The organism is Pseudomonas putida (assembly GCF_028682635.1).
Taxonomy (GTDB): Bacteria; Pseudomonadota; Gammaproteobacteria; order Pseudomonadales; family Pseudomonadaceae; genus Aquipseudomonas; species Aquipseudomonas putida_AE.
Map to the genome: position 1 here is coordinate 42,022 of NZ_JANHLK010000007.1, position 20,037 is coordinate 62,058.

Here is a 20,037-nt window from a genome sequence, read left to right on the forward strand (position 1 = left end):
CGCTGGCAAGCCAGCTCCTACAGTGTGATTGGGTGTTGCCGGGATTGGGTTCCCTTGTAGGAGCCGGCTTGCCGGCGAAGGCGATATGTCAGCCGATTGAGATGCTGGATTTGCCGACCTCTTCGCTGGCAAGGCAGCTACAGGGTGAGCACATGGAATGACAGGGGGTGTGTACGACCAGGCCCCTAGTCCACTTTGACGATGAGCCCATCCCCCCGCAGCCCCGATCATGGGGCTGCACTCCGCCAGCGCACCCTGCGTGGTCGGCGGTTTCTTCCTGACCTCAGCTAATGGCATAACAACAATGACGGCTCAAGTTCAGTCTCAGACCCACTACGACGTGATCGTCGTTGGTTCGGGCGCAGGTGCGATGACTTCGGCGGTGTTCCTCGCCGACCAGGGAATGCGCGTGCTGGTGCTGGAGAAAAGCGACCAGTACGGCGGCACTTCGGCGATCTCCGGGGGCGGTATCTGGATCCCCAACAACCACTACTTCGCTCGCCAGCGCGGCAACGACAGCTACGCCACGGCGCTGACTTATCTCAAGGCCGCGGCAGGCGAACATGTCGATGAAACGCGCCTGCGTGCCTACCTCGACAATGCGCCGAAGATGATCGAACAGCTCACCCGTATCAGCCGGGTGCGCTACGCGGTGGCAGCGAAATACCCAGATTATTATCCGCACCTGCCGGGGGCGCTGCCCGGCGGGCGGACCCTCGACCCGGAGATGTTCGACACCAGCCTGTTGGGTGATGAACTGGCGAACCTGCGCAAGCCGTCACCTTCAACCCTGCTGATGGGGCGCATCGCCTGGACCGCGCGCGATGCGCACAAGGCCATGGCCCGCAGTTTCGGCTGGCGCCTGCTGATCATGAAGCTGATGCTGCGCTACAAGCTGGACTTCAAATGGCGGCGCAAGAGCAAGATGGATCGCCGCGCATCCCTGGGCAACTCATTGGTGGCCTCGCTGCGCCGCTCGCTGATGGACCGCGACGTGCCGCTGTGGCTCAACACCGATTTCTGCGGCCTGGTCACCGATAACGGTCGGGTCACCGGCGTCACCGTGCGGCGTGACGGCGCCGAGCTGCAACTGCATGCACGCCTGGGGGTGATCCTGGCCTCCGGAGGCTTCGAACAAAATCAGGTCCTGCGCGACCAGTACCTGCCCAAGCCGACCCGCAAGGCCTGGAGCGCGACGCCTCCCGGCAACAACACCGGCGCAGCCCTGGAAGCTGGCATGGCCCAGGGCGCGGCCACCGCGTTGATGGATTGGGCCTGGTGGGCACCTACCATTGCCGTGCCGGGTGAAGACAAGCCCCGGGGGATCTTCGCCGAGCGTGCGTTCCCCGGTGCCATCGTGGTCAACGGCCTGGGCCAACGCTTTGTCAACGAAGCGGCGCCGTACCTGGAATTCGTCGATGCCATGCACCAGGACAACCAGAAAACCGGCGGCAAATCGGTGCCGGCCTGGGTAATCTTCGACGCGCATTTCCGTTTCAACTACGCCATGGGCCCGCTGATGCCGGGCCAGATCATGCCCGACAGCCGCCTGCGCAAGGAATGGCTCAACAACCTGTACTGGAAGGCCGACACACTTACCGGCCTGGCCCGGGAGATCGGCGTCGACAGCGCTGGCCTGGAAGCCACCGTCAGCAAGGTCAACGGCTACGCCGAGAGCGGCGTGGACCTCGACTTCGCCCGTGGCGGCAACGTCTTCGACCGCTATTACGGCGACTGCAACATCAAGCCCAATCCTTGCCTGGCACCCTTGAAAAAAGGCCCGTACTACGCCATGCGCCTGGACGCCGGGGACATCGGCACCAAGGGCGGCCTGTTGACCAACGAACATGCCCAGGTGGTACGCGATGACGGTTCGACCATCGCTGGCCTGTACGCCATCGGCAACTGCTCGGCGTCGGTGATGGGCACCAGCTATCCGGGCGCCGGCGGCACCCTGGGACCGGCGATGACCTTCGGTTATGTCGCCGCCAATCACCTGGCCAGCCAGCGTTAGGAGGGGTTATGCCAATGTCCGATAACCTCCCCAGCACCGACGTGCTGCCACCCTTGCAAGTGGCCGATGGCAACAGTGTGACGTGGGACCAACAATGCGACGTGGTGATCGTCGGCTGGGGCGCGGCCGGTGCCTGCGCCGCGCTGGAAGCCCGGGCCCAGGGCGCCGACGTGTTGATCGCCGACCGCTTCACCGGCGGCGGCGCCAGCGCCAAGAGCGGCGGGGTGGTGTACGCCGGTGGTGGCACACGCCATCAACAGGCAGCGGGTTTCAACGATAGCCCCGAAGCCATGTTCGATTACCTCAAGCACGAAACCCGGGGCGTGGTCGGCGATGACACCCTCTGGCGCTTCTGCACAGACAGCGTGAGCAACCTGCAATGGCTGGAAAGCCACGGCGCACCCTACGCCCACCAGATGCCACCGGGCGGGGGCAAGACCTCATACCCGCCCGACGGCTACTTCCTCTATTACTCGGGTAACGAATTGGTGCCTGATCACGGCGGTCCCTTGCCGCCTGCACCACGAGGGCATCGCACCGTGGGCAAAGGGCAGGGCGGCGCAGTGCTGTTTGCCCACCTCAAGGCCGCGTGCCTGAAGGCCGGAGCGAAGACGCTGTTGCAGGCGGCGGCGCGACGACTGGTGACCGATCGCCAGGGGCGGGTACTGGGCGCCGAGTTCTGGTGCATGCCCGAAGGCAGCAAGGAAGCACAGCTGCATGCACGACTGGCGGCCCGCGCCGAACGCTTGCAGAACTTCGCCCCTGGCTATTGCAACAAACTGCGCAAGAAGGTTTGCCAGCTGGAACGGGACTTCGCCCAGCCACGCCGGGTGCGGGCGCGCGATGGTGTGATCCTCAGCACCGGCGGTTTCATCTTCAATCGCCAGCTACTCGAACAGCACGCGCCGAAGTTCCGGCGCAACTTCAAGGTCGGCGCCACCGGCTGCGATGGCAGTGGCTTGCGCCTGGGCACCAGTGTCGGTGGCCAGGGTGCGGGGCTTGAGCGGGTATCCGCGTGGCGCTTTATCAACCCGCCGTACAGTTGGCACAAAGGCATCGTGGTCAATCGCGAGGGTCGGCGCTTCTGCAACGAAGAAGTCTACGGCGCCACCCTCGGCCAACCCTTGATGGAAGAACAGGGCGGCAAGGCGTGGCTGGTGCTGGATGCGCCGCTGCGCAAGAAAGCCATCCGCGAAGCGCTGTTCGGCGGCTACTGGTGGTTCCAGAGCTTTCCGGCCCTGGCGCTGATGCTGTTCAAGGTGCGCAAGGGCAAGAGCCTGACCGAGCTGGCCAGTGCAACGTCCATGGCCCCCGCCGTGCTGCGCGACTCGGTGCTGGCGGCCAACGCCGCCGCCCGTGGCGAGGCGCCGGAGCCGTTCGGCAAGTCCGAAGGCGGGCGCCAGGTGCTTGAACAAGGACCGTTCTATGCCTGTGATATCTCGGTGACCAATCCAGTATTCCCCCTGGGCGCCCTGACCTTGGGCGGCTTACGCGTGGATGAGCGCAGCGGCGCGGTGCTCGACCAGCAAGGCCAGGCCATCACTGGATTATACGCCGCCGGACGCAGTGCCCTGGGCATCCCTTCGCACCTGTACATCAGTGGCCTGTCCCTGGCCGACTGCGTGTTCTCCGGCCGTCGAGCCGGTGCCGCCGTCGCCCGTGCCCGCAGCCAGCAATCGCAAACAACCCTCGCACAGGAGACCCCATGATGACCCTCGAGCAAACCAGGAAGAACGGGCGTGTTCACAGCAAGGTTGCGCTGGTCACCGGCGGCGCCAGGGGCATCGGCGCTGCCAGCGCGCGCCTGCTGGCGGCCGAAGGTGCCCAGGTGCTGATCAGCGACCTGGACGTCGAGGCCGGCCAGGCCCTGGCCGCTGAAATCGGGCCAACCGCCGCTTTCATCCGCCACGACGTCAGCAGCGAAGACCAGTGGCGTCAGGTCATCGACCATGTGCGCGAGCACTACGGTCGCCTGGATATCCTGGTCAACAACGCCGGCATCCTGATCGCCGGCTCGATCGAGGAAACCAGCCTGGCTGATTGGCACAAAGTAATGCGCGTGAACGCCGACAGCGTGTTCCTGGGCTGCCGCGAAGGCATCGCGTTGATGAAGGACAGCGGTGGCTCGATCATCAACCTGTCGTCCATCGCAGCCCTGGCCGGGCGCGACGATTACCTCGCCTACAGCGCCTCCAAGGGCGCAGTGGCGGCGTTGTCGCGTTCGGTGGCGGTGATGTGCCGGCGGCGCAAATACCGCATCCGCTGCAACACCCTGCACCCCGACGGCGTACTCACCAACATGACCCGCGGCGGCTTCCCCGAAGGCGTCGACCCCAACCGCCTGACCATCGACAGCGATCCGATGAACCGCATGTGCCGCCCCGAGGATGTGGCGGCCAGCGTGCTGTTCCTGGCCAGCGACGAGGCGCGGGCGATCAATGGTGTTGAGTTGCGTGTTGATAGTGGGCAGATGGTGATGAGTATCTAGCGGCTCCTGAAACCGTCTTCTGATGTTCGCTCCTACAGGGGATCGCAAGACCTGTAGAAATCCCTGTGGGAGCGAGCCTGCTCGCGATGGCGGCGGGTCAGTCAGCAGAGAAGTTGAATGGCTGGCCCTATCGTGAGCAGGCTCGCTCCCACAGGTATTTTGCTAAAACCCCTCAAACTGCGCCGGACGCTTTTCGATAAACGCCTGCATACCTTCCTTCTGATCCCGTGACGCGAACAGCAATGCATTGGCCTTGCGCTCCAAAGCCAGGCCGGCTTCCAGCGGGGCGTCCATGCCGGCCAGGATCACTTCCTTGATCTGCTCGGCGGCCAGGGCCGGCATCGCGGCGATGACGCGTGCCAGCTCCAGGGCGTGGGCCTGGACCTGGTCGTCGTCCACCAGGTCGCTGACCAAGCCGGCGACCCAGGCCTCCTCGGCGCTGATCGGTTGCCCGGTGAGCGCCATGCGCATCGCCTTGACCTTGCCCACCGCCCGCACCAGCCGTTGGGTGCCGCCGATGCCGGGCATGATGCCGATGCGGATTTCCGGTTGGCAGAAGCGCGCGCTGCGCCCGGCGACGATCAGGTCGGCGTGCATTGCCAGTTCGCAACCGCCGCCGTAGGCGTAGCCACAGACGGCCGCGATCACTGGTTTCGGACAGTGCTGGATCGGGCCCCAGACCCGTTCGGTGTGGCGCTTGTAGATATCGATGGCGCCGACCCCGGCCATGCTGTTGATGTCGCCACCGGCGGCAAACACCTTGTCGCCGCCCGTCAGCACGATGCAGCGCACTTCGGGATCAAGCGCCAGCTCACTGAAATAGCGCGACAGCAGCGCCTGTAATTCCAGGCTCAAGGCGTTGGTCGCCTGCGGGCGATTGAGCCGCAGCAGGGCCACGCCGGGCAGTGGGCGTTCGAGCAGGACCGGTGCAGCGCAGGAGTCGGACATGGGCATCTTCGAAGACCAGGCAAGGTGTGAAAGGCGCCAGTGTCCTGTTCACGGCGTTGAATTTTCATCGTCCGTTCAGACGTAGTTTGGCCCGCGGTTCGTCCCTAGAGTGGCTCTTGTCAGTAGAAAAGGAGCACATGATGGAGCTGCATTCGGGTCTTGATTACAGCGGCAAGGTGGTGCTGATCACCGGTGGCACCAAGGGCATCGGCGCCGGTATCGCGCTTGGATTTCTGGCCGCGAACGCACGGGTGATCGTCTGTGCCCGGCGCGAACCTGAACAGGTGCCGACAGTGGGTGGCAAGCGCGCGACCTTCATCGCCACCGATGTGCGCGACCACGATTCCCTGCAACGCCTGTTCGCCACCATCGAGCGCGACTTCGGGCGCCTCGACGTGGTGATCAACAACGCCGGCGGCAGCCCTGCCACCGACGCGGCCACAGCTTCGCCGAGGTTCCACGAAAGCATCATCGGCCTGAACCTGATCGCGCCGCTCAACGTCGCCCAGCACGCCAACCGGCTGATGCAGGCACAGACCCAGGGCGGTTGCATCGTCTTCATTGGCAGCATCAGTGCGCTGCGCTCATCGCCGGGTACCGCCGCTTACGGCGCGGCCAAGGCCGGGGTGCTGGCGCTGGTGCAATCGCTGGCGGTGGAGTGGGGGCCCAAGGTGCGGGTGGTCACGGTCAGTCCGGGACTGGTGCTGACCGATCAGGCGCATCTTCACTACGGCTCCGAGGCCGGTATCGCCGCCGTCGCTGCGGGTATCCCGGCCGGCCGCATGGCGGTGGCCGAAGACATCGCCAACGCCTGCCTCTATATCGCATCGCCGCTGGCCGGTTACGCCAGCGGTTGCAACCTGTTGCTGCATGGCGGTGGTGAACGCCCGGCATTTCTCGGCGCCGCGCAGGTGCTGCCCACCTGATCGACCTATTGCGGCGACCGGGTTCGGTGGCCGCCTTCAATGTGAAGGAGACGACTTTGGCTGATCCACAATTGCTATCCAATGTGCGCGCCCTGGTGGGGCGCGAGTACGGCCGCGTGTACGCCTGGGACGAGGTCAATGCCCCGATGATTCGCCAGTGGTGCGAAGTCATGGGCGTGGACAACCCGCTGTACACCGACGCGGAATTTGCCCTGGGCACCCGGCACGAGGGCCTGATCGCGCCGCCTGCGATGCTGCAGGTGTGGACCATGGAAGGCCTGCACGCCAACAACTATCCGCCTGGCTCCACCGACGAGAACCCGTACGAGGTGCTCAAGGAAATGGAAGCCTACGGCTATGCCTCCACCGTGGCGGTGAACTCCGAACTGAGCTTCACCCGCCCGCTGCGTTTGGGTGAAAAGCTCTACTACACCACGCGCCTGGATTCGGTGGGCGATGAGAAAACCACCGCCCTGGGCACCGGCTTTTTCGTCACCCTGGTGATGAGCCACTTCGTCGAAAAAGCCGGCGGCGACGAGCCGGTGGGTCAGTTGCTGTTTCGCGTGTTCAAGTTCCGCGCGGCCAATGCCCAGGCACCGACCAAGGTTGAAGCGGCGCCGGTCAAGGCCAAGCGCCCGCTGCCAGGCATCAGCGACGACACCCGGTTCTTCTGGGAAGGCTGCGCCAAGGGTCAGCTGCTGATCCAGCGTTGCACCGCCTGCCAGACCCTGCGCCATCCACCGGCGCCCGTGTGCATCGAGTGCCACAGCTTCGACTGGGACACCCTTGAGGCCAGCGGCCGCGCCACCTTGTATTCGTTCGTGGTGATGCACTACCCCGAAGTGCCGCCGTTCGATTACCCCAACCCGATCGGCCTGATCGAGCTTGCGGAGGGCGTGCGCCTGATCGCCGGGCTGGTGGGTATCGAGCGTGAGCAATTGCAGATCGGCCAGCGCCTGCAGGTCGAGTTCCAGACCTTCGATGACCAACAGACCCTGCCGATGTTCCGGCCGGTAGAGGCATAGGAGCCACCCATGGATTTCGAATTGAGCGAAGACCAGCGCGCCATTGCGCAGATGGCCGACGGCCTGTTTGTCGACCATTGCCATGACGAGTACATGCGCCAGTGGGACACCAGCGGCGAATCGATGATGGCGCCTCTGTGGGCGTTGTGCATCGAGACCGGGCTGCACGCCCTGGCGATTCCCGAAGAGCACGGTGGCAGCGGCCTGGGCATGACCGAACTGATGCTGGTGCTGCAGGCCCAAGGCAAGGCCCTGGCCCAGGTGCCGTTGTGGCGTCATCAATTGGCGGCCGCGACCCTGGCCCGTTTCGACGCCGGCGACAGTGCCGGGTGGGTGGCCAAAGCGGCTTCCGGCGAGGCATTGCTAAGCCTTTCTTTGGATGGCTTGAGCAGTGCTCGGGGCATTGAGTTGCAGGCGCAGACGAACACCGGGGGCTGGTCGATCAGTGGCCGGGTCGCGGCCTTGTCCCTGGGTGACCAGGCCAGTGCCGCACTGGTGCTGGTACAGGCCGAAGGGCAGCCGCGCTTGCTCCTGCTCGACTTGGCGGCGCCTGAAATTCGGCGGGTGTCGGCAGTGCTGACCCATGGCGAAGCCGCCACGGACCTGCACATCGAAGGCTTGACCGTGAACGCCACCGCGCTACTGCCGGCCGAGGCCGTCGCCTGGCTGGAGCAGCGTTGCACAGCGGCATTGGCGGCCCTGCAACTGGGGGTCAGCGAAGAGCAGATCCGCCGCACCGTGGCCTATGTCAGCGAGCGCCGGCAGTTCGAGCGCGTCATCGGCAGCTTCCAGGCGGTGCAGATGAGCATGGCCGACACCCATATCGCCGTCGAAGCCTTGCGCACCACGCTGTGGCAACTGGCCTACCGCATCGATGCCGGCTTGACGGCACCCAGCGAGGCACTGGCCACGGCCTGGCTGGCCTGTGAAGCGGGGCACCGCATCGGCCATATCGCACAACACGTGCATGGCGGCATCGGCGTCGACCTGACGTACCCGATCCACCGTTTTCTCTACTGGAGTCGCGGCCTGTCCCTTGCCTTGGGTGGCTCGGCGGCAAGCCTGGAACGCCTGGGCGACTGGCTCAACGATAACGACAAGCTGGGATGGAAATATGACCTCGAAGAACACAAAGCGCTTTGAAGACGTGCGCCCCGGCGAAGCACTGCCGGAGCTTGCGGTGCCGATCACGGTGACCCTGATCAACGGCGGCGCGATTGCCACCCGTGATTACTTCCCCGGTCACCACGACGCCGAGGCGGCCCGTGCCCTGGGTTCGCCCCACGTGTTCATGAACATCCTCACCACCAACGGGCTGGTGCAGCGGTTCATCGAGCAGTGGGCCGGGCCACTGGCGCAGTTCACCGCGCTGAAAATCAAGCTCGGCGCGCCGAATTATCCCGGCGACTGCATGACCTTCAACGGCAGCGTCAGCGCACTCGACGCCGAAACCCGCTCGGTGGAAATCACCTTGAGCGGCAAAAATTCCATGGGCAACCACGTGACCGGCACGGTCGCGCTGATCCTGCCCTGACAGCCGGAGAGACACAGATGACTGATTCATCGATTTCCGGGCGCGCCGCGATCGTTGGCCTCGGCGCGACCGAATTTTCCAAGAACTCCGGACGCACCGAATTGCGCCTGGCCATGGAGGCCACCTTGAGTGCGCTCAAGGATGCCGGCATCGACCCCTCCGAAGTAGAGGGCTTCAGCTCCTACTCGGTGGACAAGGTCCCGGAGTACGAAATTGCCCGCCTGCTCGGCTGCAAGGACGTCAAGTTCTTCTCCCAGGTGCCCCATGGCGGCGGCGCGGCCTGCGGGCCGGTGATGCACGCGGCGATGGCGGTGGCCACCGGCGTGGCGAAAGTAGTGGTGGTGTACCGGGCCATGAACGAGCGTTCCTGGTACCGCTTCGGCACCGGCAACTACGGCTTCGCGGCTTCGCCGATCTTCGACAACGTCAACTATGGCTGGTACATGCCCCACGGCTTCCATACGCCGGCCGCCTGGGTCGGCATGTTCGCCCAGCGCTACATGCACACCTATGGCGCCACCAGCGAAGACTTCGGCCGGATCGCGGTGGCCGCGCGGGATTTCGCCGCGACCAACCCCCAGGCGTTTTTCCACGGCAAGCCGATCACCCTGGAAGAACACCAGGCCTCGCGCTGGATCTGCGAACCGCTGCACCTGCTCGATTGCTGCCAGGAGTCCGATGGCGCGGTAGCGATGGTCATCACCTCGGCCGAGCGCGCCCGTGACCTGCGGCAGAAACCGGTAACCATCAAGGCCGGTTCCCAGGGCATCAGCCACGGCCAGCAGAGCATGACTTCGTTCTACCGCGACGACATTACCGGGCTGCCGGAAATGGGCGTGGTCGCCCGCGAGCTGTATCGCCAGTCGGGCCTAGGTCCCGAATCTTTCCAGACCGCGATCATCTACGACCACTTCACCCCGTTCGTGCTGCCGCAGCTGGAAGAGTTCGGCTTCGTCAAACGCGGCGAAGCCAAGGAGTTCATCCGCGCCGGGCACCACGCCCGTGGCGGCAAACTGCCGATCAACACCCACGGCGGGCAACTGGGCGAGGCCTACATCCACGGCATGAACGGCATCGCCGAAGCGGTGCGCCAGGTGCGTGGCACGGCGGTCAACCAGGTGGCAGATGTGCAGAACGTGCTGGTCACCGCCGGCACCGGCGTACCCACCAGCGGCCTGATTCTCGGCGCAGCCTAAGGAGCAGCAGATGTTCGTCGACCTCACTCCCGAACAACATGCCCTGCGCCACAAGGTGCGGGACTATTTCCAGGCCCTGATGACCAAGGACATGCGCGAGCAGCTGCGCGGCAAGGAAGGCGGCGAGCTGTATCGCCAGACCATCCGCCAGATGGGCCGCGACGGCTGGCTCGCGGTCGGCTGGCCCAAGGCCCACGGCGGCCAGGGCTATGCCGCCACCGAACAGTTGATCTTCTTCGAAGAAGCCAACATCGCCGGCGCGCCGCTGCCGTTCGTGACCATCAGCACCGTGGGCCCGGCCTTGATGGCCCATGGCAGTGAGCTGCAGAAAGAGCGCTTCCTGCCCGGGATCGCCGCGGGCGAAATCATGTTCGCCATCGGTTATTCCGAACCCGATGCCGGCAGCGATCTGGCGGTGCTGAAAACCAGTGCGCGCCAGGACGAAGAAGGCTTCGTGGTCAATGGCAACAAGCTGTGGACCTCGGGAGCCGAATCGGCCGATTTCGTCTGGCTGGCGGCCCGTACCGATCCGACCCAGGCGCGGCACAAAGGCATCTCGCTGCTGATCGTCGATACCACGACGCTGGGTTTCTCCCACACCCTGATCCACACCGTGGGCAATCCGACGGCGGCCACTTACTACGACAACGTGCGGGTGCCCAACGACATGCTGGTGGGCGAGTTGCACGGTGGCTGGAAACTCATCACCTCGCAGTTAAACCACGAACGCCTGGGCCTCGGTACCTGGTCGGACAAGGTGGTGGCGCTGTTTCGCCGGGTTTACCTGTGGGCGCGGGCTCGCGATGAACAGGGCCGTCGGGCGATGGACAAGGCCTGGGTGCGCAGCTCGCTGGCCGAGTGTTATGCGCGCCTGGAGGCGATGCGCCTGATCAACATGCGCATTGCCGCCGACCTTGAGCTCGACCGCATGAGCGTCGCGCTGAGTTCGACCACCAAGGTGTTCGGCTCGGAGTCGGCCATCGAGATCCTGCGCAAGCTGGCGGCGATCGTCGGTGCCAATGGCTCGATGCGCAGCGGTTCGGCGGCGACGCTGTTGGAAGGTGACCTGGAGTATGAATTGCGCTCTGCAACGACTCTGACCTTTGGCGGCGGCACCAATGAAATCCAGCGCGAACTGATCGCCCAGTTTGGCCTCGGTATGCCGCGCACCCAACGCTGACGCTCGTCCATCAACAACAAGAACCGCACTCGCCCCGGATCCGGGGCGGGTCGAAGGGGACTTTCATGAGCACTATCGAGCAATTTCGCCAGGACACTCGTGCCTGGCTGGAGGCCAACTGCCCGCCGTCGATGCGCACCGGCATGGCTGAAGGCGATGTGGTGTGGGGCAGCCAGAACCCGCAGTTTCCCTGTGAAGACGCACGCCTTTGGTTTGAACGCATGCGCGACAAGCGCTGGTTCTGCCCTGAGTGGCCCGAGGAATACGGCGGCGCCGGCCTGAGTGACGAACAACTGGCGGTGCTGGAAAGCGAGATGCGCCGCCTCAAGTGCCGACCGCCGCAGATCAACCTGGGCATCTGGATGCTCGGTCCGGTGCTGCTGGCTTACGGCAGCGAGCAACAGAAGCGCGATCTTCTGCCGCCGATTGCCCGCGGTGAAGTGCGCTGGTGCCAGGGCTTCTCCGAGCCGAACGCCGGCTCCGACCTGGCCAGCCTGAAAATGGCCGCCCGCGATGCCGGTGACCATTTCGTGGTGGACGGCAGCAAGATCTGGACCTCCTACGGCGACAAGTCCGACTGGATGTACGCCCTGGTACGCACCGACTTCAGCGCGCCGAAACACGAGGGCATCAGCCTGATCGTGCTGGACATGCGCAGTCCCGGCGTCAAGCCGCAACCGATCGATCTGATCAGCGGCAAGTCGGCGTTTTGCCAGGTGTTCTTCGACAGCGTGAAGGTGCCCAAGAGCCAGTTGATCGGGCCGTTGAACGGTGGCTGGAACCTGGCCAAGTACCTGCTGCAGCACGAACGCAAGGCGATGTCGAAATTCGGCGAATTCAGCCTGCCGTCGCACTTCGACCTGCTGGCCCTGATGCGCGAGTACGTGCCGGCGCCACAGAGTCAGAGCGAGCACGCTTTGCAGGCGCGGGCCACGGCCTGTGCGATGAACGAGCAGGCCTACAACCTGACTGTACAGCGCATGGGTGAAGAGGCGCGGGCCGGCGATGACATCGGCGGCCTGATGTCGATCATGAAGCTTACGCACACCGAACAGGAGCGCGACAAGTTCGAAGTGCTGCTCGATGCCATGGCCGGGCATGCCTTCGGTTGGGAAAGTGCGACGTTCAGCGAGCAGCAACTGGCGGTGACCCGCTCCTGGTTGAACAGCTATGCGCTGACCATTTCCGGTGGGTCTTCGGAGGTCCAGTTGAACGTCATCGCCAAGCGTGTGCTGGGCTTGCCCGACGCAAAAAAAGGAGTCACCCCATGAGCCTGCGTTATAACGATGACCAGCGCCTGCTGGCCGACAGCGCCCGGGACTTTCTCGCCGCCCGCAGCCCAGTGAGTGCCCAGCGTCGACTGCGCGATGAGGCAGTAGCCCTGGGTTTCGACCCGCAACTGTGGCGTGACGCGGTGGGGCTGGGCTGGAGCGCGATCGCCTTTCCCGAAACGTTCGGTGGCCTGGATTTTGGTTGCAAGGGCCTCGGGCCGATCTTCGAATCCATGGGCCGCAACCTGTCGGCCACGCCGCTGTTGTCCAGCGTGGTACTGGGTGGTTCGCTGGTGCAAGTTGCAGGCAATTCGGCGCAGCAGGCGCAGTGGTTACCGGCGCTGATCGGTGGCGAACAGCGCCTGGCCCTGGCCGTGGACGAACAGTCGCGCCACGACCCGCGTCGTATTGCCCTCGAGGCCAAGGCCGAAGGGCAGGGCTATCGCCTGCACGGAGAAAAGTTCTGGGTGGTCGATGGCCTCGGTGCCGACGCCTATGTGGTGGCGGCGCGCACGTCCGGGCAGTCGGGTGAGACCCAGGGCATCAGCCTGTTCCTGGTGCCGGCCGATGCGAAGGGTTTGACCGTCAGCGCCCTGGCGCTGATCGATTCGCGCAACAGCGCACGCCTGCAACTGGACGGCGTGCAACTGGGCAGCGATGCGCTATTGGGGACCTTGGGCGAAGGCTGGGCCGCGCTGGAAACCGCGCTGGACCGTGGTCGCACCTGCCTGGCTGCAGAGCTGTTGGGTATGGCCGAGCAACTGTTCGAAACCACCCTGGAGTACCTCAAGACCCGCGTGCAATTCGACACGCCGATTGGCACCTTCCAGGTCCTGCAACACCGCGCCGCGCAACTTTATGTCGACCTGGCGCTGAGCCGCAGCGCCCTGATGGCCGCGCTGGCGACCCTGGACGACGCCAGCCTCGACGCCGGGGCACGCGCCCGACTGGTCAGCCTGGCGAAATGGAAGGCCGGCGACACGGCGATCAAGGTCGCCAACGAAGCGGTGCAGATGCACGGCGGCATTGGCGTCACCGACGAACTGGATGTCGGCCTGTATCTCAAGCGCGTGCGCGTGGCGCAGAGCAGCCTGGGCGATCGGGATTTCCATTGCGAACGCTACGCCTCTAACGCGTAACCCCCCCCTGTGGGAGCGGGCTTGCTCGCGATGGCGGAGTGTCAGGCAAAGAGGATGTTGAATGCACCGGCCTCTTCGCGAGCAAGCCCGCTCCCACAAGAATTGCTGGTGTACCCAGCATGTGAGCACGACGCACCACCCTGTGGGAGCGGGCTTGCCCGCGAAGGCGGAGTGTCAAGCAACGAGGATGTTGAATGTGCCGCTCCCACATGGAATCGCAGGGGTACCCGGCACTTGAGTACGACGCAACACCCCTGTGGGAGCGGGCTTGCCCGCGAAGGCGGAGTGTCAGGCCATGAAGATATTGAATGTGCTGGTCGCCCCCACAGGTCTTTCGCCCGTTCTGGAGAAAACAAACATGAGCATTGAACGCTGGCAAACCGCATGGCGCGAACTGATCGCCCCCGGTGCGCCGTTCGAAGTGGTGACGCCCGATGACGGCGCTCCACGTTACTTTCGTCACGCCGCGCACGACTTGCTGCAGGTGTTCGACGCCGGTCGGGTTCACGGTGACCGGGAGTTCCTGGTCTGGCAATCGCAGCGCCTGACCTTCAACCAGTTCTTCGATCAGGTCGACCGCCTGGCCGGGCAGATGGTCGCCCGTTTTGCCCTGCAACCGGGCGAGCGGGTGGCGATTGCCATGCGCAACCAGCCGGCTTGGCTGGTGGCCTTCGCCGCGATCGTGCGCTGTGGCGCGGTGTGTGTGCCGCTCAACAGTTGGGGCCTGCGCGACGAGTTGCAATACGCGTTGCAGGACAGCGGTTCGCGCCTGCTGCTATGCGACCAAGCGCGCCTCGATACCCTGCGCGAAGACCTGGCCCGCGAGCAGCGCGCCACGATCGTCGTCGGGGCCGGGGAAGCAAGCTTGCCCGAAAATTGCCTGCGTTTCGAGGACTTGATCAGCGCCCCGGCACAACCTGTGCCCACGCTGGAAATCGATCCTGAGGCGCCGGCACTGATCCTCTACACCTCGGGCACCACCAGCCGCGCCAAGGGCGCCGTGTCCAGTCACCGGGCCATTTGCCAGGCGCTGTTTGCCCTGGATTTCCAGGGCGCGTTTTGCGCCATGAGCTCGCCCGAGCGTATCGGCGTGGTGATCAACAGCGGCTATCCACCCACCACGCTGGCGGCTGTGCCGCTGTTCCATGTCAGCGGCTTGCATGCGCAATTCCTGTCGGCACTGCGCGGCGGTCGGCGCTTGATGCTGATGTACAAGTGGGATGTCGAACGTGCCATCGACCTCATTCGCGATGAGCGCTGTACCCAGTTCAACGGGGCGCCGGTGATGATGCAGCAACTGCTTGCGTCGCCACGCTTTGGCAGCGAGCACACCGCCAGCCTGTTCGGTCTTGGTCTGGGCGGTGCAGCGTCGTCCGCCGGGGTGCTGGACAACATGCTCAAGCTCAAGCCCGACGTCATCGGCGGTGCCGGCTACGGCCTGACCGAAAGCAATGGCATCGGCGCGGCTATCGGCGGCGACCCGTTCGTGTACAAGCCGCAGACGGCAGGTTGGGCGCTGCCGATCGTCGATATTCGTATCGGTGACAGCCCTGACCAGCCACAGGTGGCGGGTACTCGCGGGGTGATCTGGTTGCGTTCCCCAACCTTGATGAGCGCCTACTGGAACCTGCCCGAAGCCACTGCGCAAAGCCTGCGCGACGGTTGGCTGGACACTGGCGATATCGGTTACCTCGACCAAGAGCAATTCCTCCACATCACCGGCCGGGTCAAGGAGTTGATCAACCGCGGTGGCGAGAAGATTTCCGCCGCGGAAATCGAAACCTGCGTCCTCGATATGCCCGGAGTCCTGGAGGCGGCGGCGTTCGCCATTGCCGACCCGCTGCTGGGCGAGACGGTAGGGCTGGCCGTGCATGGCCAGGCCTCGACACTGCCCCAGGAGGCGCAAATCTGCGCATTCATTGCCGAGCGCCTGGCCGCCTACAAAGTGCCGGCGCAGGTCTTTCGGGTTCGCGAACCCTTGCCTCGCAATGCCACCGGCAAGGTGCTCAAGGCACAGCTGCAAGAAAAGTTGGGCGCTTAGCGGCGCCTTAGTCTTTCCGGACGATGTTCGGGCCGGCAGAACACGAACAATGGGTCCATTCCATAAAGCCTTATCAGCGTAGGAGGCATCACATGAAAATAACAAGAACAGGTCTCATGCTCGCGGTCGCAGTCACAGCCAATAGCGGGCTGATGGGTTATGCGCACGCCGCGGTGTCACCCCAGGAAGCAGCCAAACTGGGCAAGGAGCTGACCTGTGTCGGCGCCGAGCAGGCCGGCAATGCCGAGGGCACCATTCCGCCGTACACCGGCAAATACCTGGGTGAAGTGCCAGGCTGGAATCATGTGAAATTCTCCGGCGACCAGCCGGTGGATCCCTATGCCGCGGAGAAGCCGATCCTGGTGATCACCGCGCAGAACATGAGCCAGTACGAGTCGCACCTGACCGAAGGGCAGAAAGCCCTGCTGAAGAAATACCCCACCACCTACAAGATGAACATCTACCCCGGCCATCGGGATTTTCGCTACCCCGATTATGTCTGTCGCCGGGTGATGGACAATGCGCTGCACGCCCAACTGGTCAACGACGGTGCCGGTTTCACCGGGATCGGCCAGGTGCCGTTCCCGATCCCCAGGAACGGCATGGAATTGCTGTGGAACCACCAGTTGCCGGCACGTGCCTACACCGAGGAAAAAACCTCCGACCTGGCGTCGGTCCTGCCCAACGGCAGCATTGGCTGGGGGCGAGCTTACGCACGTAACCTGGCACTGGGTAACTCACCGGGCGCCGACTCCAGGACCGAAGACAAGATTGCGGCCATGAGCAACAACATGACCCTCAAGCCGGCCCGCGACAACGGCACCATCAGCATTTCCCATGAACCCTACAACTTCGGCACCGATGCCCGCCAGGCCTGGACCTACAGCCCATCGACCCGGCGCGTACGGCAACTGCCGGGCTACGGTTTCGATCAGCCGATGATCGGCACCAACGGCACCATGACCATCGACGAAGACCGCTTGTTCAACGGCTCTCCAGAGCGTTTCACCTGGAAGCTGATCGGCAAGCGCGAGATCTACACCCCGGCCAACGCCTTCAAGCCCAACGCCGGCACCGTCAAGCACGCCGACATGCTGACCCCCAACCATCCCAACCCCGATCTCATGCGTTATGAATTGCGCCGGGTGTGGGTGCTGGAGGCCGACTTGAAGGAAGGTTATCGCCATGTCTATGGCAAGCGTGTGCTGTTCATCGACGAAGACACCTGGAACGCGGTCCTGGCCGACAACTACGACGCCCGTGGGCAACTGTGGAAGCACGCCATGATCAACTACTACTACCACCCCGACATGAGCGGCTGGCAGGCCGGTTCGCAGTTCTTCATGGACCTGAACTCCGGCCAGTACACCGGCTATGGCATGACCAACGAAGCGAAAAAGGGGCCGATCCTCAACGAAGGCAAGTTCACCCCGGACCAATACACCGCGGATGCGGCGCGGGCGATCGGGCGTTAAGCTTCGGGTCGTTGCAATGACAAAAGCCCCATCGGTATTCGGTGGGGCTTTTTTTTGGTTCTTCACGGAATCCCGGGAGCAATAGGTAACGCGTTACCTGTAGGAGCGAGCTTGCTCGCGATTGAGGTCAACGGTGACGCGGGCAGCCTGACACCCCGCGGTGCTCTCAGGCTCTTCGCGAGCAAGCTCGCTCCTACAGGGTAATGCGATCATCTCCAGCAGCCGTTTGTAGCTGATACGCAGGCTTGTCGCCTTCAAGGGCTTAGCAGGGCAGGTAGTGGCCGCCGTTGACGTCCAGTTGCGCGCCGGTAATGACCTTGGCGAAGTCGCTGGCCAGGTACAGGGCGGCCATGGCGCAGTCGCTGTCTTGCGGAATCTTGCGCAGTGGAATCTGTTGCGCGACCTGGTCCACCAGCGACTCTATCGGGACGCCCAGGCGCTTGGCTTCGCTCTCGAAGTAACCGATGACGGGCGCGCCCCACATCCAGCCCATGAAGGTGGAGTTGACGCGGATGCCGAACGGGCCGAGATCCTGGGCCAGGTATTGCACGGCGGTTTTCAGCGCGCCTTTGGAGACGGCATAACCGGACTCCAGCTGGTTGGGGGTGCGGGTGGCCATGGTGTTGATCATGACGATGCTGCCTGACTTCTGTTTCTTCATCTGCGGCAGCACCGCCTGGGTCATGTGCATGGTGCCGAACAGGTTGACGTCCATCGCATTGCGCCAGTCGGCCATTGACGACTCGGAGGAACTGCCCCAGGCGCCGTGGGCGTAGGCGGAATTGATCAGTACGTCGATCCGGCCGAAGTGCTCGATCGTCAGGTCCGCGAGCGTCTGGCACTGATCGACCCGGGAAATGTCGGTGGGGACTTTCAGGATAGGGGTGCTGTAGCCCGCGTCGCGGACCGCTTGCTCGGCCTGATCCAGCTTGGCCGGGGTACGTGCAGCCAACACCACGGCCTTGGCCTGATACTCCGCGGCGCGCACGGCCAGCTTGATGCCAAGGCCTGGACCGATACCGGAAATGATGACGACTTTATCTTTGAGCAACATGGTGATTACCTTCTTATTGTTCTGGTAAGGAGTGGGTCGTTCAGGTGCGACTGGCGTGCAGTGCTTCAGCACGTCGTTTCAGGTCCAGGGCCATCTGGTCGAAGCCGGTTTTTACCCAGGCACCGTGCTCGCGCATGATCGTGTCCTGGTTCAGGCCCAGGAAAATATCGGTGGTGAAATAGCTGCAGCGGTTGGCATCGATGGCCTTGATGTACTGGTCGCGGCGGGCGGCGTCCATGTTTTCCGGGACGGGGCGCTGCTCCCAGGACAACAGTTGCTCCGGGTCGCAGGCCACGAGGTATTCGAACACCGGAACGGTTTCGCCGGTCTCGGGGGAAAGCACCTGCATATGCACCTCGTCGCCGATCTGCAGGCCGCAGCGTATGTGCGGACAGAAGCTGTTCCACTGGTGGTAGTTGTCCAGATCGATGAGCACTTCCCAGACCACCCGGGCGGGGGCATTAATTTCCACCGTGTGGGAGGTCACTATGTTTTCTGCTCTGGCCATGAAGGTCTCCTGTCGTGCATTCAGTTGATGGGTCTGGAAGTGATCTGCAGCTGTTCGCTCAAGGGCTGGAGAGTCTCGAGCAGGGTTTCGTAGCCCGTCTCGGCGATCATCCAGCGCTCGCCGTGCTTGATGTAGCGATCCTGGTAGATCGCGCTGCCGTGCATGTGGGTGTTGTCCTCGAGGTTGATGAACACGTAGCTCAGGTACCAGAGGGCTGTGGCCTGATCGCCAGCGACTTCGATTTCCGGGGTGTGACCGTTGTGGGTGGCCAGGCGGGTCTTGGTGAATGAGGTGCGGTAGAAGTCCAGCGCATCGCCCAGACCGTTGACGTGGAACTCGTAGGCAGGGCTCTTGAACGACAGGGCGACGTCCTCGGTGAGCATGCCCTGGAGCATCTCGATATTGCCGGTGTCGATGGCGCGAAAATAACGCGCCTTGAGCTGTTTGATCAGCTCGATAGCTTGCAGGTCCAACATGTGAAACCTCCTTGGGGCCATTCAGGCACTGAGCTGGTACTCGCTGGTGAGGATGCAGTCGATCTTCTCGAAGTCGATGAATGTGCTGGTCGATTCGTACATGGTCTGCTGGCGCTGCACGCATTTTTCCGGGTCGCCCAGGGCGGCGAAAAAACCTTGCGGATTGCCGAGGGCCTCGGGCGGGAAGTTTTCTTCGACGATGGCGTGCAGCACCGGCGCACCGAAGGAAAGCGCCCGTACCACGGTGTTCTGTCGGTAGCCGAAGATCGATTGCAGTGGATAGGCATTAGGGCCGTGCCCGTTGCGCCAGGTATCGTACCAATGCTCGTAGCTCATCCGATCTGGCTTGTGCAGCAGCGCCACCTGGTTCATGCCGGGTGTGCGCTCGCCGAGCGGCACCCGGTACCGAGCGGCACGGGTCTGGCGTTCCTCGGGGTAGGGCTCGGATTCCACCACCAGATACGCCTCCAGGCGGCTGCTCAACGGCGCCACGATGGTCTTGATCGCGGGCCATTGCGAGGCACTGTCCAGCCACAACGACAGCATCCCGTCCAGGGGCGCTGCGCTGTTGGTGATGCGTTGCGCGGATGCACTGGCAACCGCCTCATCGACCAGCATGACGCGGATGTTTTCTCCACCGGCTGCGGCTAATGCGTCGCGCAGCCCGAGCAAAACCGCACGCCATTGCCCGGCGTCGAGTCGCGCCGGCTTCCACAAGGTCAACATGATTTTTTCCATGATTTCTCCAGCCCTTGTTCAGGA

18 protein-coding genes are annotated in these 20,037 nt (G+C 63.9%); 13 read left to right on the plus strand and 5 right to left on the minus strand.

The features are described from left to right. Window positions 1-304 precede the first annotated feature (304 nt). From NPS56_RS11060 to NPS56_RS11070, 3 genes are read left to right on the plus strand one after another with little or no spacing between them, the layout of a single operon-like run. A complete protein-coding gene (locus tag NPS56_RS11060; RefSeq protein ID WP_274074642.1) occupies window positions 305-2,014 on the plus strand; it encodes an FAD-binding protein in 1,710 nt (569 codons plus the stop codon). An 8-nt stretch (window positions 2,015-2,022) separates the two neighbouring features. Beyond that, complete coding sequence (locus NPS56_RS11065; RefSeq protein WP_274074643.1) at window positions 2,023-3,723, plus strand: FAD-binding protein; 1,701 nt, start codon at window positions 2,023-2,025, stop codon at window positions 3,721-3,723. Continuing rightward, window positions 3,720-4,502: an SDR family oxidoreductase gene (locus tag NPS56_RS11070; RefSeq protein ID WP_274074644.1), complete on the plus strand. Its 783-nt coding sequence runs from the start codon at window positions 3,720-3,722 to the stop codon at window positions 4,500-4,502. The genes NPS56_RS11065 and NPS56_RS11070 overlap by 4 nt, the downstream gene beginning before the upstream one ends. Before the next feature lie 162 nt (window positions 4,503-4,664). Here the strand turns inward: NPS56_RS11070 and NPS56_RS11075 are convergent, their stop codons facing one another. Next, window positions 4,665-5,450 carry an enoyl-CoA hydratase gene (locus NPS56_RS11075; protein ID WP_274074645.1) on the minus strand — a complete coding sequence of 262 codons (786 nt, stop codon included), beginning with the start codon at window positions 5,448-5,450 and terminating at the stop codon, window positions 4,665-4,667. 140 nt (window positions 5,451-5,590) lie between these two features. Here NPS56_RS11075 and NPS56_RS11080 point away from each other — a divergent pair, with 140 nt between their 5' ends. The 10 genes from NPS56_RS11080 (at window position 5,591) to NPS56_RS11125 (ending at window position 17,237) form a co-directional block, all read left to right on the plus strand. After that, window positions 5,591-6,376 carry an SDR family oxidoreductase gene (locus tag NPS56_RS11080; RefSeq protein WP_046817037.1) on the plus strand — a complete coding sequence of 262 codons (786 nt, stop codon included), beginning with the start codon at window positions 5,591-5,593 and terminating at the stop codon, window positions 6,374-6,376. Window positions 6,377-6,432: 56 nt separating this feature from the next. Next, on the plus strand, window positions 6,433-7,401 hold the full coding sequence (locus tag NPS56_RS11085) for a bifunctional MaoC family dehydratase N-terminal/OB-fold nucleic acid binding domain-containing protein (RefSeq protein ID WP_274074646.1): 969 nt from the start codon (window positions 6,433-6,435) through the stop codon (window positions 7,399-7,401). A 9-nt stretch (window positions 7,402-7,410) separates the two neighbouring features. Next, complete coding sequence (locus tag NPS56_RS11090; protein WP_274074647.1) at window positions 7,411-8,544, plus strand: acyl-CoA dehydrogenase family protein; 1,134 nt, start codon at window positions 7,411-7,413, stop codon at window positions 8,542-8,544. Then, entirely contained in the window at window positions 8,516-8,935 is a 420-nt protein-coding gene (locus NPS56_RS11095) for a MaoC family dehydratase (RefSeq protein ID WP_274074648.1), read from the plus strand. The genes NPS56_RS11090 and NPS56_RS11095 overlap by 29 nt, the downstream gene beginning before the upstream one ends. A 17-nt stretch (window positions 8,936-8,952) precedes the next feature. Then, window positions 8,953-10,131 (plus strand): lipid-transfer protein, encoded by a 1,179-nt coding sequence (locus NPS56_RS11100; RefSeq protein ID WP_274074649.1) that lies wholly within the window; start codon window positions 8,953-8,955, stop codon window positions 10,129-10,131. A 10-nt stretch (window positions 10,132-10,141) separates the two neighbouring features. Continuing rightward, window positions 10,142-11,311 carry an acyl-CoA dehydrogenase family protein gene (locus NPS56_RS11105; RefSeq protein ID WP_274074650.1) on the plus strand — a complete coding sequence of 390 codons (1,170 nt, stop codon included), beginning with the start codon at window positions 10,142-10,144 and terminating at the stop codon, window positions 11,309-11,311. 65 nt (window positions 11,312-11,376) lie between these two features. Continuing rightward, window positions 11,377-12,582 carry an acyl-CoA dehydrogenase family protein gene (locus tag NPS56_RS11110; RefSeq protein WP_046817043.1) on the plus strand — a complete coding sequence of 402 codons (1,206 nt, stop codon included), beginning with the start codon at window positions 11,377-11,379 and terminating at the stop codon, window positions 12,580-12,582. After that, entirely contained in the window at window positions 12,579-13,721 is a 1,143-nt protein-coding gene (locus NPS56_RS11115) for an acyl-CoA dehydrogenase family protein (RefSeq protein ID WP_274074651.1), read from the plus strand. Before NPS56_RS11110 ends, NPS56_RS11115 begins: the two co-directional genes overlap by 4 nt. A gap of 358 nt (window positions 13,722-14,079) precedes the next feature. After that, the gene (locus tag NPS56_RS11120) at window positions 14,080-15,762 is read left to right on the plus strand and encodes a class I adenylate-forming enzyme family protein (protein WP_274074652.1); all 1,683 of its coding nucleotides are present in this window, start codon (window positions 14,080-14,082) and stop codon (window positions 15,760-15,762) included. Between the two features lie 116 nt (window positions 15,763-15,878). Further along, complete coding sequence (locus NPS56_RS11125; RefSeq protein WP_274074653.1) at window positions 15,879-17,237, plus strand: DUF1329 domain-containing protein; 1,359 nt, start codon at window positions 15,879-15,881, stop codon at window positions 17,235-17,237. Window positions 17,238-17,499: 262 nt separating this feature from the next. Here NPS56_RS11125 and NPS56_RS11130 read toward each other — a convergent pair whose 3' ends face one another. From NPS56_RS11130 to NPS56_RS11145, 4 genes are read right to left on the minus strand one after another with little or no spacing between them, the layout of a single operon-like run. Further along, entirely contained in the window at window positions 17,500-18,291 is a 792-nt protein-coding gene (locus NPS56_RS11130) for an SDR family oxidoreductase (RefSeq protein WP_274074654.1), read from the minus strand. Window positions 18,292-18,331: 40 nt separating this feature from the next. After that, window positions 18,332-18,799, minus strand: coding sequence for an SRPBCC domain-containing protein (locus NPS56_RS11135; protein WP_274074655.1), 468 nt, complete (start codon window positions 18,797-18,799; stop codon window positions 18,332-18,334). 20 nt (window positions 18,800-18,819) lie between these two features. Then, a complete protein-coding gene (locus NPS56_RS11140; RefSeq protein WP_274074656.1) occupies window positions 18,820-19,275 on the minus strand; it encodes a nuclear transport factor 2 family protein in 456 nt (151 codons plus the stop codon). Between the two features lie 21 nt (window positions 19,276-19,296). Then, window positions 19,297-20,013 carry a hypothetical protein gene (locus tag NPS56_RS11145; RefSeq protein ID WP_274074657.1) on the minus strand — a complete coding sequence of 239 codons (717 nt, stop codon included), beginning with the start codon at window positions 20,011-20,013 and terminating at the stop codon, window positions 19,297-19,299. Window positions 20,014-20,037: the final 24 nt, after the last annotated feature.